The following is a 14,414-nucleotide window of genomic DNA, read 5'->3' as shown; positions in this document are numbered from 1 at the left end:
TAATTTCTGCCCGTTTTCATCGCCAGAAGAGTAAATCTACCGTCTTTATTCCCTGTTTTTGGTCTTTTGTAGTTAAATTCCATCCATAAATCTACTTTGGTATATACCAGTTTTGAGGTGAATATAAATTCACATTGCTACTTTGGTTAATAAGTGGTCAGAAATGAAGTTGGTTTGATAGGTCTTATGTTCTAAGGGGATGTGGGTAAGCGATCGCTTCAAGACTGTGCATTTGCTAGCCAGTTAGTCGAAAGATTCAATGAAAAGACGTGTTTAGTGTGATGCTCTAGTTACAAATTCAGGTATAATCGAACTCATTTTTATCAATAAAAGAACACTATGAATCAATATCTAGCGGTTACCTCAAACGGCCTTGAGAATTTATTAGTTGAAGAACTAACCCAACTAGGGATTACAAACGCAAAACCTGTTCAAGCAGGTGTTAAATTCAAAGCGACCAATGAGCAAATTTATCGTTGTTGTTTGTGGAGCCGTTTGGCTTCTCGATTTGTACGTGTCCTTTCTGAATTCACTTGTATGGACGACATGGATTTGTACCTATCAACCACTGCGGTTAACTGGGTAAATCAATTCCATAGCTCTAAGCGTTTTGTTGTTGACTTCAATGGTACGAACAACGAAATCCGTAATAGCCAATACGGTGCGATGAAAGTAAAAGATGCCGTTGTTGATTGCTTTGAGAAGAAGTCTTTACCTCGTCCTTCTATTAGCAAAGAGAACCCAGACATTCGTATCCACGTTCGTTTACACCGTGATAAAGCGATTCTTGGTGTTGATATGGTAGGTAGCGGTCTTCACCAACGTGGTTACCGTCCTGAATCAGGTCGAGCACCACTACGTGAAACTCTTGCTGCCGCGATTCTTCTTCGTAGTGGTTGGGATGCAACGAAACCTTTCCTAGATCCAATGTGTGGTTCAGGTACGTTAGTGATTGAAGCTGCAATGATGGCTGCAAACATGGCTCCAGGTGTTAAGCGTCAGAAGTGGTGTTTTGAATCACTAGAAGATTTCGAACCAGAGCTATGGGCTGAAGTGAAAGCTGAAGCGAACGTTCAAGGTCGTCGTGGTGTTAAGAAAGTGGAATGTAAGTTCTATGGCTACGACAATGATGAACGCATGATCAAAACAGCGCGTGACAATGCTCGTCGTGCCGGTGTTGAAGAGTTGATTGAATTCGAAGTAGGCGATGCTGCAAAGCTTAAGCGTCCTACAGAGTTTACTGATGGTGTGATTGTTTCTAACCCGCCTTACGGTGAACGTCTTGGTACCGAGCCGGGTCTTATTGCACTTTACACAGCATTCGGTGCACAGCTCAAAGCTGAATTTGGTGGTTGTAACGCGTCTATCTTCTCTAGTTCAGACGAACTACTGAGCTGCTTACGCATGCGTGCAGACAAACAGTTCAAATTGAATAACGGTGCGTTACCGTGTCACCAAAAGAACTACTCAATTTCAGATCGTCCGATGTCAGAACGTCCAACGGGCGAGCAAGAACAGTTAATTGCTCCTGACTTCGCAAACCGTCTTAAAAAGAACATCGGTAAAATTGGCAAGTGGGCTAAGAAAGAGCAATTAGATTGCTACCGTATCTACGACGCTGACCTACCAGAATACAATGTAGCGATTGATGTATACCCAGGTCACCTTGTGATTCAAGAATACGCAGCGCCTAAAGATGTACCGGAAGAGAAGGCAAAACGTCGCTTAACCGATATCATCCGTGCTTCTATTCAAGTAACAGGCGTAGAAGCAAACAACGTTGTGCTTAAAGTTCGTCAGAAACAGAAAGGCCGTTCTCAATACCAGAAATTGGCTCAAGACTCATCGAACTTAGAAGTGAACGAGTATGGCGTTAAGCTGATTGTTAATCTTCATGATTACCTAGATACCGGGTTGTTCCTAGATCATAAGATCACTCGTCGTCGTATCGGTGAGATGGCCGCAGGTAAGGATTTCCTAAACTTGTTTGCTTATACAGGAAGTGCATCTGTTCATGCTGCTGTGGGTGGTGCTCGTTCTACAACTACTGTTGATATGTCTAATACCTACCTAGAGTGGGCGAAAGAGAACATGGAGCTTAACGGTCGTGTTGGTCGTCAACATCAGTTTGTTCAAGCTGACTGTCTACAATGGCTAGCTAAAGAGCAGGGTTCTTATGATCTGATCTTTATCGATCCACCTACGTTCTCTAACTCAAAGCGTATGGATCAATCTTTCGATGTTCAACGTGATCACATTCAGCTGATGGAAAACCTTAAACGTCTTCTTCGTGAAGAAGGCACGATTGTGTTCTCTAACAACAAGCGTCACTTCAAAATGGACTTGGAAGCTCTAGATGAGTTAGGTCTTAAGGCTCAGAATATCTCAGCGAAGACACTTCCATTGGACTTCTCTCGCAATAAGCACATTCATAACTGCTGGTTGATTACACATAAGTAGTTAAGAGATCGTATAAGGATATATAGTGCTGACTCTCTACAGTACAGAAGGGTGCCATCTATGTGAGATGGCATTCCAACTCACGGAACAGTTAAACATTAGCCATCACGTCAACGTTGTTGACATTGCATTTGATGATGAGCTCTTTTCCCGTTACGGGGTCACTATTCCGGTGCTCAAATTTGAAAGCTCTGACCTTTCTCAAAGCTCAGAGCTTAACTGGCCATTTGGCTTGTTAGAACTTAATGATTGGTTAAAGAAGAATGGCATTACTTACAATTCATAATGGGCAATTAGCGTTTGGTGATCACCCATTATTAGATCGTGCGGACTTCGTGCTGCAAGAAAACGAACGTGTATGTTTAGTAGGGCGCAATGGCGCTGGTAAGTCGACATTGATGAAAATCCTATCTGGAAACATCATCATGGACGACGGTAAGATGCAAATCACGCAAGATGTGGTTGTGTCTCGTCTAGAACAAGATCCACCGCGTAATGAACAAGGTACAGTTTATGACTATGTTGCTGGTGGCCTTGCTGAAATCGGCGAACAGCTGAAGATCTATCATGATCTTCTGGATCTCATCGCGACAGACCCAAGTGAAAAGAATCTAAACCGCCTTACTCGCGTTCAAGAACAACTGGATCATGCTAATGCATGGCGTTTTGAAGATCGCGTAAGTAACGTATTGGCAGCACTTAAGCTGACTGCTGAAACCAAACTGACAGATTTGTCTGGTGGTTGGCAACGTAAAGCGGCACTTGCTCGTGCGCTTGTATGTGACCCTGACGTGCTTCTACTCGACGAACCGACTAACCACTTGGATGTTGCAACCATTGAATGGTTAGAGGGCTTCCTGAAAGACTTCCGCGGTTCAATCATCTTTATCTCGCATGACCGTGCGTTCATTAAATCGATGGCAACACGTATTGTCGATCTTGATCGCGGTAAATTGAGCTCTTTCCCGGGCGATTACGAAAATTACCTTGTTGAGAAAGAAGAGGCGCTTCGTGTTGAAGAAATGCAAAACGCTGAATTCGATAAGAAGCTTGCTCAAGAGGAAGTTTGGATTCGTCAGGGCATCAAAGCTCGTCGTACTCGTAACGAAGGCCGTGTTCGTGCGCTTAAGAAGCTACGTGAAGAACGTTTGAACCGTCGTGAAGTGCAGGGCAAAGCGATTATCCAAATCGACGATGGCCAGCGTTCAGGCAAGATTGTATTTGAAGCTGAGAATCTTAACTTTGGCTTTGAAGGCAAAGAAATTGTTAAGGACTTCAGCTTCAACATCATGCGTGGCGATCGTATCGCTCTGATTGGTCCTAACGGTTGTGGTAAGAGTACGGTACTTAAGCTGCTTCTTGACCAGCTTAAGCCTGATTCAGGTCGTTTGCATTGTGGTACTAAGCTTGAAGTCGCTTACTTTGACCAATACCGCGAAATTCTAGACCCTGAGAAGTCTGTAATTGATAACCTCGCGGATGGTAAGCAAGAAGTGACCGTAGGTGGCCGTGAGCGTCATGCTCTAAGCTACTTACAAGATTTCTTATTCTCTCCAAAACGTGCTCGCACTCCTGTTAAAGCACTATCTGGTGGTGAGAAAAACCGTCTGTTATTGGCGCGTATTTTCCTTAAGTCGAACAACTTGTTGATTCTCGATGAGCCAACCAACGATCTAGATATCGAAACTTTGGAACTTTTAGAAGATTTGCTTGCCAACTATCAGGGTACGCTGCTTTTAGTGAGTCACGATCGTCAGTTTGTTGATAACACAGTGATGACAAGTTGGATCTTTGAGGGTAATGGCGTTATTGAAGAATTTGTTGGTGGTTACCACGATGCCCAGCAGCAAAGAAAGCAAGCATTAGAGTACCGACAGGTTGAAAAGCCATCAAAGCCTGAGAAAGTAGTTGAGGAAACTCCCAAAACTGCGCCAGTTAAGGCTAAACCTAAGAAGTTATCGTATAAGCTACAACGAGAACTAGAAGCGCTACCAATGCGTTTGGAAGAATTGGAAACTCAAATTGAAACTCTTCAGGAAGAAGTCAACGATCCAAGCTTCTTTTCAAAATCTGTAGAGCAGACACAACCAGTATTAGATAAGCTATCTGCAGCAGAGCAGGAGCTTGAAGTTGCTTTTGAGCGCTGGGAAGAGCTCGAGGCACTACAACAGGAAAGTTAAGAAGTAATAATGACTTGTACTAAATTCAAATTAACAACTGTTGCAGCCCTAGTTTTGGCTGCAACTAATGCCAACGCTGCGCTTTACAAGGTAGTTGAAGTCACTCCTTCAATTACAGGTGCCTCTGAAATCTATGGTGTGGCGATTCAACCTGGTGTTGCGACAGACGGAACGAATGAGCTTGCGTTAGGTTGCTTCGATTCAGCTGCAACCAACTGTACCGATAGTGCATTTAAACTTGCTGGTGAGACTCGCGATACGCTTGAAGCGGTAAGTTATCGTGAAGAAGTACCATTCGCAATGGATGCACCATTTCAGTACATTCAAGAGCGTGATGATTTCGAAAACTATTGTTATCGAGAGCTGAGATATTCTACATGTGAAAGCTGGGCTCAAAATCGTTGGAATGATACTTGGAATAAGGAAAGAAACGACCTTACTCATGTCAATGCGAAAGCCTTTGTTGAAGGTGGCGAAACCTTTGATAGCCGCAATACGGTAATTAACTCGCTTTATATAAACGATGCCGATGAAGTTGAGCCTTTGGGGGTTAAATCTGAAGGTGGTATTCGTAATAACGCGATGTTCACAACTACACCAAATGGGCCAACAGGCACTTCGGAAACTCGTGCATGGCACGCTATCAAAGCAAGTAACGACAAAGTTTACAATGTAGGTAGTGTATCTACGGAAGGAGCTAAAACGGATACGTCAGATACAACGTTTAGTTCAAAGGCGGCTATTTGGGATGGCACAATAACGAAAGAGATCGACTGGATTAGATCTGGTAACGCTCAACAGGGCGATTATTTTGCCCAAGGCAGCATGCGTTCAATTGTTGAATCGGACTCTCTTTTTTATGGTGTAGGCTATAATACTGCTGATGGAAACGGCGATCTACAAGATATGAATGCAAGTGTCTTTGTGAGTACTTCACTCAATCTCGCTACGGCAACGTGGACAACTACACAAATTAGCGGTGCAGAGGTTAAGTCTGGTTCATCTAACGATGATGCTAGATACAGTAACTCAGTAGCAACCGATATTAACGACAACTTGTTTGCAGTTGGATATTCAAAACGTAACGGTTATGTTCCTGAAAATGGAAGTGCCGGTAATAAGCCTTTTATTGTAACGGATGCTAAAAACCCAACAGCAACGTATTTGTCTGGCGGTATCTTCTTCAGTGGTTCGAGCGGTGAAGCTAAAGCAGTTAACAACTTCAATGAGTTTGTCGGTCAAATAGATGCAGAAACCACTCGTGAGGTTGATGGCAGTGAGCGTAGACATAGAGGCTTTATCTACCCATACAATGTCGACTCCTCGAAAGATGAGCGTCGTGTAGACATCTTTAATGGCCAAGCTTGGTGGATAGATGATCTAACAAACGGTGCAAACGCAGATGGGCAAGATTACTCTGACGCTAATAACTATTTCCGTATCATTGATGCGACAGATATTAATGATGCCGGTGTGATTTCTGCGACAGCTATTAAATGCATGCTTGATACAGATGGAGATGGTAGAGGAGATAAGGAACAAGCCTACGATACAACGTCTCATAACTCATACTGTGCCGGTGCGTCATCTAATGCGGTAGAAGAGGTTGTTGCGGTTAAACTGGTTCCAATTGCAGGTGCGACTAAAGATGATATTCAAACTCGTAGTGCCGACTCAGAAAAAGTTGATCGTCAAGGCGGTAGTCTAGGTTGGTTAACTTTGACTGTTCTTGGTCTATTAGGGTTCCGTAGAAAATTTAAATAATTTTATCTCTTGAGCCCGAGTTCACATTTCTGAATTCGGGCTTTTTTTCGCCTTGAGAAAAGTAAAAAATTGTTCGATTCTTAAAGTTGGAGTCACAAAAACTCCGTAAAGTTGTAATCATTGTATGTTAGTAAATGTAACACCCGTATGAGGACTGCACTATGAAGAGACAAAAGCGTGATCGACTGGAACGAGCACAATCTCAAGGCTACAAGGCTGGTTTAAATGGACGGTCGCAAGAAGCTTGCCCATATAGCCAAATGGATTCTCGGTCTTATTGGTTAGGTGGATGGCGTGACGCCAAAGATGACAAGCAATCAGGTCTCTATAAGTAGATAGGGCGTAAAGAATTCAAGGTCAGGGCTCCATTGTCTGTTGATTACAACGGCTGGAGCCTTGTTAGTTTCAGAACAACACAAAGACTCCCAGAGCTATGTAGCATTCTAGTTTCGCTATCATAAGCGTATCGCTGGTGGATTTATCCTGTTTCAAGCTTAATACGGGATACTTTAATGCACTATAACTAAATTTATTGGAACGAAAATAAAGCAGCCATGGGCTGCTTTACTAAAAATCTAACTATTAGATTAGAATGCTGACGTATCTTGGAAAAGGCCAACTTTCAAATCTTTAGCAACGTAGATCTCTTTACCATCAACAAGTACGCGACCATCCGCAAGGCCCATAACTAGACGACGGTTAACAACACGCTTCATGTGGATCTCGTAAGTTACTTTTTTCGCAGTAGGTAGAATTTGACCAGTGAATTTCACTTCGCCAACACCTAGAGCACGGCCTTTACCTTCGCCGCCAACCCAACCAAGGTAGAAGCCAACAAGCTGCCACATTGCGTCAAGACCTAGACAACCAGGCATTACTGGGTCACCCGGGAAGTGACAATCGAAGAACCATAGGTCAGGAGTAATATCCAGCTCAGCAAGAACTAAACCTTTACCGTAATCACCTTCAGTTTCAGACATCTTAGTGATGCGATCCATCATTAGCATGTTCGGTGCTGGTAGTTGAGGGCCTTGTGGCCATAGTTCGCCTTGGCTTGATGCTAGAAGCTCTTCGCGAGTGTAAGAATCACGTTTGTTTTGCATTATCAATTACTCCGATTTTTGATAGGTGCATATTAGTGAACAGGTGTACGCTAAACAAGTCCGATCAGTACTAGACAAACCAGTTTTTAATGCGTCCAACTATTCCAATAGGGTGCTCATGTCTTTCAAAGTTTTCAATACGTTCCGCGATTTTACTCAGAACGCTTTCTTGTTCATCGTCTCTAAATGGCTTGTTCATAATGAGAGGAATTGCTTCGTCTACATTAGACACAGACCAAATATGGAATTCTTCATTCTTAATGCTTTCAATAAGGTCAGGCTTTAGTGCAAGATGCCTTAAGTTCGATCTTGGAAGGATCACACCTTGTTCGCCTGTTAAGCCGTTGTGCTTACACACATGGTAGAAGCCTTCGATTTTCTCGTTTAGCCCGCCAACAGCTTGCACACGTCCAAATTGGTCAACTGCACCTGTAACCGCAATTTGTTGATTTATAGGGTATTCAGACAAAGCACTCACCAGAGAACAAAGCTCAGCAAGAGAAGCACTATCGCCGTCTACTTCGCAATACGATTGCTCAAACACAACAGAAGCAGCGTATGGCAACGGATCTTCAAGGTTTAGTGCGCTGCTCACAAATGCTTGCATGATCATCATACCTTTAGCATGAAGATTACCACCCAACTCGGCTTTGCGCTCAACGTCGGCAATATCCCCATCACCAAAGTGAATAACGCAGGAAATTCGTGCAGGTTCACCATAAGAGATCGGGTGTCCTGGAACATCGATAACCGTCAGACCATTAACTTGACCAACTTGTTCGCCCTCGGTTTCGATAATGACTTGGCCATCGCGAATATCATCAAGGGCGCGTTCTGGTAGGTAAGATTCGCGGTTATATTTGTGCTGTTGAGCTTGTTGGATATGGTGAATATCAATCTCACCATTGTCGGCTTCAATCAGAGCTTCGTTCAATAATGCATTGTGCCAAATAGGGCATAATGGAATATAGCTTTGATCTTCCGTTTCTCTTGCTCCGGCAGTAAGAATGCCCGTCAACGCTTGTTGCGTGATGGTTGCCAATTCATAACGTTGTTGAAGCCACTTAAGGTAACCAAGATATTGAGTCAAAGTCTCTTCAGAGAGCTTGATATCTTGTTCAATTTCGCTAAATAGGCAAAAACCGGTTTGAATATCGCTGTCCAGGTAATCAAGGTCACCTAGTTGAGCTCTGTCTCCAACCACAATCAACTTAATGTTGTAAGTCAAAGGCAAAGTCGGGGATTGGTTCAAGTGCTCTGGATTACTGCTGATTGGTTCTACGACTTCACCAAGCAGTGCTGATTTAAGCAGTAACCAGCTTCCTGGGTTGGCCAAGATCAAGTTTGCTGAAACGATCAGATAGCCGTTGTTTGCTCTAGCCAATAGGCCGGGCTTTGTCGCTACAACCTTACCGTCTTTTGACTGAACTTGGTCAAACAGAGAGACAGCATTTAAAGACTCAGTTTTTATAACCGGTAGAGTGTGATCATCTAAAGCAGTGACTAGAGATTCAACAATCATTTGACGATAGATCGAATTGTCTGGAGCGTTTACAAGTAAAACACGCGAAAGGTTAGACAAACGGACAAAGCGGGTTAACGCATCTTTGAATCTATGTTGAATATCTGAAAACGGGAAAGGCGAGATGTCAGGGAATTGCTCTAATTGAGCGCTATATTCGTCGTACTGAGGCGTAACATGTCGCCAATCTACTTGAGTCATTTAAGTTTCTGATTATGATAATGAGGTAGGGAGTATATAGAAAAACCGATCTCGCTTGTAGCTCTATGTTGTAGTTACTAATCACTAAGCTAATATAAGTATGATCTTGGTCTATTCTTTCAAGATCATAATTGTTAAATAGCCTATTTTGGGTTACGCTGTCACTAGGATTAACTCTCGAGATTAGACATGAAATATCAGCAACTTGAAAACTTGGAATGTGGTTGGAAATGGAACTATCTGGTCAAAAAATGGAAAGAAGGCGAGTCGATCACCTGCCACATAGATTCAAGTGAAGCTGACGTTGCTGTTAAAGCCTTATTGAAGCTTGAACACCAACCTACAGGTGTCCTTGAGTGGATATCTAACAACATGTCTCCTGAGCTCGATAACAAGCTTAAACAAGCGATCAGAGCTAAGCGAAAACGCCACTTCAATGCTGAACAAGTTCATACAAAGAAGAAATCAATCGACCTTGATTACCGTGTATGGGAAAAGCTATCTCAACGTGCGAACGAGCTAGGTTGTACGCTCTCAGATGCCATCGAGTATTTGGTTAGCGAAGCGTCTCGTAGTGAGCAGGCCAGCAAGACGGTGACTAGCCTCAAAGAAGACTTAAGCAAGCTCCTTTCTGACGATAAATAACCATCAACAGTAGTGGTGACATTATGATGTACGTAATCTTAATCGGTGCGGTATTAGTTTTTTGGTTAGTAGCAGTCGACCGACCGGTATTGAAAATTAAATTTAGCGACGGGGCGATCGAACAAGTTAAAGGGCATCTTCCACCGAGCTTTAAGCACAACCTTCAAGAGATTGGTCATAACAATACCTTTAAAGGCGAGCTAAAAGTGTATGCAAAACGTTCTGGTTACAATCTCAAGTTCACTAAAGATGTTCCTAAAAACGTACAGCAACGTATTCGTAACGTGTTCCCGCATAATGGTTTTAAGTCTAAAGGCTCAAAGAAAGCGTAATCGTTGAGAGTTACGCGTTAGCTGGTCAATCCTCATACTAAGTTAATCCTTCATTTCTCTTAAATCTCCGCATACTGTTCTCACCCTCAACAAAGAGAGAGCAGTATGAGATATCTAGTATTACTATTATGTTTTTTATCCCCAGTCGCTTTTCCCGACGATGCATTGGTTAATCCTGTAGCTAAAAAGATAAAAGTCACCGTCATGAAAGGGCTCAACAAGAGTAATGTTGATTTCGAGGGTTATTGCGATCTGATGATTGAGATGAAGCACTCTAAAGGTTATGCAAGAATCAAAAAGGTGAGAACATCTGGAGATAGTAAAGTTTGCAAGCAGGCGAAAAAACACCTACCGACGAAGAAAAGGTTCAAATACAGCTTTCCAGAAAAGTATATCCGGCTACATATCACACACTAGCCACTCTCAACGCACTATAACTAAATATCCTTAATTTTATTGAAACAATTTCGTGAACCAATCTCTAATTTCTATTAATATTAGTTTTGTTATAAAGGCAGGATATGCCGATACAAGAGCATTTACGGCAAAGGAAAGTCACGGTTGTTGTTAGCAAATAAAAGTTATACCCCTGAAGTAGTTGAGATCTCAAGGAAGGTCTCAATCAATGTTGAAGCTCGCTTTAATCGATGGTTAATCTCACCTGAATATAAGCTCGCACAATCTACAGTAGACACGTTACTAAGTTTGGAAAATAGGTATTGTGATAGTGTCATATTTGATGAATCTGACCGCATATCTCACAATCAACGTATTTTATTGCGCTGCGAGCAGGATAGAGTCAATGCTCATCGTGAAAAAGTCGACGCGAAGCAACAAACCTTACGATACGTTATCGATGATGTCAGCAATGCCGCTTCTGCGCTAATGCTTGAGAAGCTTCAAGGTACCTTAATAAGTTCGTTGTTTTCAGACTTACCCGATTACAATCAGTTCGCTAGTGTTGCGTATTCGCCATCTTTAAACTTTTCCAAACTCCATGAAATATCCGCGAAAAGTAGGCCATTGAGCTCAAGTTTAATCGAGTTTGTTTCCAATCAAGAGTTTGCAGATAAATATGGAAAGAAATCTAAGGTAATTCTCGATCCAAAAGTTGCAGCACGACAAATAGGAATAGAAAATTGTCGTTTATTGTTCCCATTGTTAATGAGTCAACAGCTGATTAAGTGGAATGATGGCAACATTAAACACATCACACCTAAGGTTTGGCAACACTTGGTCGTGACGTCAAATGCGACTCGAATTCGACTTCAAGAAACGTCGGTTAAAGATCCTAACGTAGGCATTTTACTTGGTGTGTTGAGAGTTCTGCCTTTGTTTTTAATTTGTAACCACTTTTCTTCAACGTTTGAAGACGCATTGGTAAAAACGATGCTTGGTTATCGTGAAGCAAGTGACAAGCATGACGAATATTATGCTTGTACTGAGGTGATGCCAAACACACAGTTTCTTGAATCAATGGTCGAGCAGCTAGAGCTTAAGCTACTAAAAAACCTCGTTGAATTTATAGATTGGAGCCTTGGAAATCAGTTCATCAAGAGGGCACTTCTAGAGGAAGTGAATGACATTCCAGTACTTGAGCGAACGGTTTATGGTGCAGCTTTGGCTCAAGGTAGAAAATATTCTGTTTTCGAGGCGTTAGATAATAGTGAACTATTTAACGTTAAGCACCGACCTTATTGGTTTTCAACTGTTCAAATGTCTATCGCGACGATTGAGCAGATGCAAGATAAAGTACTGGGAAAGCTTACGGTGAACATGTAATAAAAAGAGAGAGTCTCATTAATGTCGCTCTCTTTTTTGTTGCGCTGTAACTTTATGTGAATGTCTTGTTTTGGCGCTAAACAGTAGGATTACACTCTACTTAACTGACCACTTCGAAGGTAAACGACTCTTGCTTTGCTATTGCGTGTTTAACAGGGATACCAAGGCGCTGGCAAGTCATCAGAACTTTCAATTTCCTGTCGGCAGGAGCGTGCTCTGACAGAATCACCGAGCTTAGGCACTCTCTATTAAGGTAGAGTTTATTTCCGATCATCTCGTCATCAGGTAATACCCAGCGGTATTCCTTTTCATAACGCCAATTAGAATGCTTAATTTTGAATATCTCAGCTCCCAGTCTTGATGTTTGTAAACCTCTTAGCGATGCCGGGCGGAACATATTCGGTTCGTCTTCATACTGGACTTCAAAACAGTTGAGATTGGCCTCGCCGTTATAGCAGTTGAGATCATACTCGATACACATGCCTTTAAAGTTGTCACCATACTGCGACCATAGTATTGGGTGGTCGTTCGACTGAGAGAAACACATGATCTTAAAGTTTTGTTGAAGCTCTTTGTTGAATGTGTGGTTAGATTCAAAAGGGTTATTAAAAGTTTTAGCGTAATCAAACCACAACGAACACTCGGAAATAGATTGTGTGTTTCTGTCGTGGAGCGATCTGAACTTATAAAGTTTAGGCAACATATCAAACACCTAGTTTACAAAATTGCCTGATGTTAACACTTTAATTTATTTTTAAGGATTGAATGCATAGCATTTGATTGCTTAATCACCAAATTTATTCGTATAACTGTTTGATAGATCAAAATTTAAACACGAAATAGTAGCCTGTTAAAGTGGTTTATTTTGCGTTAGGGCAAAGCTTTCAAGTTGTAACTTTTTACAGAAGATACAACGTAACTTTATTTATGGTTGAATTGTCTTGTCAAAGTAGAGGTCGAGTAGGGAAATAGGTGATTAAAATTAAAGCCGAACTTTAAAAGGACGGCTTTAGTAGTATTGAGCCTACGAGTGAATCAAGTTTAGAAGTGGTACCTTGCACCTAGGTAAGCGGTTTGAGGTGACACATCGATGGATTCAATTTCAACGTTTGCATAGCGGTAACCAATATGGATATCGATGTTGTCTGTTACCATCGCACCAAGCTCAGCACCAACTTGGTAGGCTGCTTCAGACTTAGAGTCTGATACTCCAAAAGCTTTCGCTTCCATATCCATAGAGCCAACACCGGCTAATAAAGATACATACAGATCTAATACGTCACCTTCAACAATAAACTTTGGTTTAATGTTTACGAAGAAAGCATGGCCTTCAATATCCATTAAGTCGTTATAGCTAACTTTTCCGATTTTTCGGTACTCGGCTTCTAGCCCCAGTTTGACGACATCATGTGTATTGAATTCGTAGCCTCCAACCAAGTTATAGCTAAAGTCTGATAGATCAGATGAATCTTCAATGGCGCTGCCACGATATTCTAATTCAGTTTCATTATAAAAGCCGATATCAACACCAGCATAAAAATGACCATGCTCTCTAGGTGAGTTTTCGTTTTCACTAGCAAGCGCCTGCGAGCTGATGCCAAAAAAAGCGGTGAATAGCGATAGGGCGATTGTACTGATTTTCATGTAAAGCCTTCTAAGATAATAAGTTATTCTGTTCCAGAATATGTTAACAAACAAAAGATACTCTAACTAATTGAGAACTAGCCTAAAGATCTGATTTTAAAGACTTGTTGGTAATAGAAGTGTCATTATCGCAGTTATGAGACAAGTTAATATAGTCCAGACAGAGGTTAATAGAATTTATGTTGCACTGTAACTTACGATTAGCCAAGTCGTTTATAGAAGTTCGTTTTGGATGGCAACGCAGTTTGGTAACAATGACCGTTGGGCATCAGAAAATTCAAAGTTAGTGGTTTGAAAAACGAGTACGGATGTTACTGATGACGTTGATAGTTGATTCAATTTGGTGAAGAACAAGCCAACATAGGTAAACAAGACTAGATGATTCGGGAGTTCGCTTGGTCTTTTGGGACCGTTAAATCTAGCGAACAAGAGTAACCAAGTTTTTTCAGTTTATTGGTAGTACGGACAATAGACCGAGAGTTAGTGGAAGCGTTAATCATCTAGGTTCTTTTGGTAAGCAAAATCAGGGTAATAGCTTTTAACACTCAACCAGCAGAGACTCTGGACTAACTTTGGAGAGGCATCCGTAATTAGAAGTCTTAATTAAGTTTGAGCAGACATGTGATAAAGCCATCACGATTTAATCCAATTAACGCGGAGTCAAAGCCAGCCAGTAATTAAATAGATAGATTCATGCGGCGCTGTACGTAAAATTACGCGAGTAACAGGCCCTGAAACCTCTCAGATTTCAATCTCCTTTTTTGTCAATCCCATTTTAAAA

The 14,414-nt window shown here is 41.8% G+C and carries 13 protein-coding genes; 9 read left to right on the top strand and 4 right to left on the bottom strand.

What is annotated here, in order from left to right; translation table 11 throughout:
* Positions 1 to 339: 339 nt before the first annotated feature.
* From rlmKL to rmf, 5 genes are all read left to right on the top strand, one after another.
* The gene (gene rlmKL / locus AB4512_RS20765; protein ID WP_372122137.1) at positions 340 to 2,460 is read left to right on the top strand and encodes a bifunctional 23S rRNA (guanine(2069)-N(7))-methyltransferase RlmK/23S rRNA (guanine(2445)-N(2))-methyltransferase RlmL; all 2,121 of its coding nucleotides are present in this window, start codon (positions 340 to 342) and stop codon (positions 2,458 to 2,460) included.
* A 25-nt stretch (positions 2,461 to 2,485) separates the two neighbouring features.
* Entirely contained in the window at positions 2,486 to 2,746 is a 261-nt protein-coding gene (locus AB4512_RS20760; RefSeq protein WP_019823251.1) for a glutaredoxin family protein, read from the top strand.
* Positions 2,724 to 4,640 (top strand): ABC transporter ATP-binding protein, encoded by a 1,917-nt coding sequence (locus tag AB4512_RS20755; RefSeq protein WP_017068914.1) that lies wholly within the window; start codon positions 2,724 to 2,726, stop codon positions 4,638 to 4,640. Before AB4512_RS20760 ends, AB4512_RS20755 begins: the two co-directional genes overlap by 23 nt.
* Positions 4,641 to 4,649: 9 nt before the next feature.
* Positions 4,650 to 6,404: a DUF3466 family protein gene (locus AB4512_RS20750; RefSeq protein WP_372175532.1), complete on the top strand. Its 1,755-nt coding sequence runs from the start codon at positions 4,650 to 4,652 to the stop codon at positions 6,402 to 6,404.
* A gap of 161 nt (positions 6,405 to 6,565) precedes the next feature.
* Entirely contained in the window at positions 6,566 to 6,739 is a 174-nt protein-coding gene (rmf, locus tag AB4512_RS20745) for a ribosome modulation factor (RefSeq protein ID WP_017059676.1), read from the top strand.
* 252 nt (positions 6,740 to 6,991) lie between these two features.
* Here rmf and fabA read toward each other — a convergent pair whose 3' ends face one another.
* Together fabA and AB4512_RS20735 are read right to left on the bottom strand one after the other, a co-directional pair.
* Positions 6,992 to 7,507: a bifunctional 3-hydroxydecanoyl-ACP dehydratase/trans-2-decenoyl-ACP isomerase gene (fabA, locus tag AB4512_RS20740; RefSeq protein ID WP_017059675.1), complete on the bottom strand. Its 516-nt coding sequence runs from the start codon at positions 7,505 to 7,507 to the stop codon at positions 6,992 to 6,994.
* A gap of 70 nt (positions 7,508 to 7,577) precedes the next feature.
* A complete protein-coding gene (locus AB4512_RS20735) occupies positions 7,578 to 9,230 on the bottom strand; it encodes a Lon protease family protein (RefSeq protein ID WP_065585051.1) in 1,653 nt (550 codons plus the stop codon).
* Positions 9,231 to 9,419: 189 nt separating this feature from the next.
* Between AB4512_RS20735 and matP the strand changes: the two genes are divergently transcribed.
* The 4 genes from matP (at position 9,420) to AB4512_RS20715 (ending at position 11,989) form a co-directional block, all read left to right on the top strand.
* Complete coding sequence (matP, locus tag AB4512_RS20730) at positions 9,420 to 9,875, top strand: macrodomain Ter protein MatP (protein WP_017059673.1); 456 nt, start codon at positions 9,420 to 9,422, stop codon at positions 9,873 to 9,875.
* A gap of 23 nt (positions 9,876 to 9,898) precedes the next feature.
* Positions 9,899 to 10,207: a DUF3634 family protein gene (locus tag AB4512_RS20725; RefSeq protein WP_017059672.1), complete on the top strand. Its 309-nt coding sequence runs from the start codon at positions 9,899 to 9,901 to the stop codon at positions 10,205 to 10,207.
* Between the two features lie 105 nt (positions 10,208 to 10,312).
* Positions 10,313 to 10,624: a hypothetical protein gene (locus tag AB4512_RS20720; RefSeq protein ID WP_017059671.1), complete on the top strand. Its 312-nt coding sequence runs from the start codon at positions 10,313 to 10,315 to the stop codon at positions 10,622 to 10,624.
* A gap of 144 nt (positions 10,625 to 10,768) precedes the next feature.
* The gene (locus AB4512_RS20715; RefSeq protein ID WP_372175531.1) at positions 10,769 to 11,989 is read left to right on the top strand and encodes a hypothetical protein; all 1,221 of its coding nucleotides are present in this window, start codon (positions 10,769 to 10,771) and stop codon (positions 11,987 to 11,989) included.
* Positions 11,990 to 12,089: 100 nt separating this feature from the next.
* Here the strand turns inward: AB4512_RS20715 and AB4512_RS20710 are convergent, their stop codons facing one another.
* On the bottom strand, positions 12,090 to 12,692 hold the full coding sequence (locus AB4512_RS20710) for a DUF2971 domain-containing protein (protein WP_372175530.1): 603 nt from the start codon (positions 12,690 to 12,692) through the stop codon (positions 12,090 to 12,092).
* A 338-nt stretch (positions 12,693 to 13,030) separates the two neighbouring features.
* The gene (locus AB4512_RS20705) at positions 13,031 to 13,633 is read right to left on the bottom strand and encodes a porin family protein (RefSeq protein ID WP_017059668.1); all 603 of its coding nucleotides are present in this window, start codon (positions 13,631 to 13,633) and stop codon (positions 13,031 to 13,033) included.
* Between the last annotated feature and the right edge of the window lie 781 nt (positions 13,634 to 14,414).

The sequence above is a fragment of the Vibrio sp. 10N.222.52.B7 genome, assembly GCF_041474275.1.
Classification (GTDB): domain Bacteria; phylum Pseudomonadota; class Gammaproteobacteria; order Enterobacterales; family Vibrionaceae; genus Vibrio; species Vibrio crassostreae_C.
The sequence above is the reverse complement of the archived record's forward strand: the minus strand, read 5'-3'. Positions and strand labels throughout refer to the sequence as shown.

What these genes read in the sequence shown, in the direction of transcription:
- rlmKL (WP_372122137.1), top strand. Translation starts at nt 340, where the DNA reads ATGAATCAATATCTAGCGGTTACCTCAAACGGCCTTGAGAATTTATTA.
- AB4512_RS20755 (WP_017068914.1), top strand. Translation starts at nt 2,724, where the DNA reads ATGGCATTACTTACAATTCATAATGGGCAATTAGCGTTTGGTGATCAC.
- AB4512_RS20750 (WP_372175532.1), top strand. Translation starts at nt 4,650, where the DNA reads ATGACTTGTACTAAATTCAAATTAACAACTGTTGCAGCCCTAGTTTTG.
- rmf (WP_017059676.1), top strand. Translation starts at nt 6,566, where the DNA reads ATGAAGAGACAAAAGCGTGATCGACTGGAACGAGCACAATCTCAAGGC.
- fabA (WP_017059675.1), bottom strand. Translation starts at nt 7,507, where the DNA reads ATGCAAAACAAACGTGATTCTTACACTCGCGAAGAGCTTCTAGCATCA.
- AB4512_RS20735 (WP_065585051.1), bottom strand. Translation starts at nt 9,230, where the DNA reads ATGACTCAAGTAGATTGGCGACATGTTACGCCTCAGTACGACGAATAT.
- matP (WP_017059673.1), top strand. Translation starts at nt 9,420, where the DNA reads ATGAAATATCAGCAACTTGAAAACTTGGAATGTGGTTGGAAATGGAAC.
- AB4512_RS20725 (WP_017059672.1), top strand. Translation starts at nt 9,899, where the DNA reads ATGATGTACGTAATCTTAATCGGTGCGGTATTAGTTTTTTGGTTAGTA.
- AB4512_RS20720 (WP_017059671.1), top strand. Translation starts at nt 10,313, where the DNA reads ATGAGATATCTAGTATTACTATTATGTTTTTTATCCCCAGTCGCTTTT.
- AB4512_RS20710 (WP_372175530.1), bottom strand. Translation starts at nt 12,692, where the DNA reads ATGTTGCCTAAACTTTATAAGTTCAGATCGCTCCACGACAGAAACACA.
- AB4512_RS20705 (WP_017059668.1), bottom strand. Translation starts at nt 13,633, where the DNA reads ATGAAAATCAGTACAATCGCCCTATCGCTATTCACCGCTTTTTTTGGC.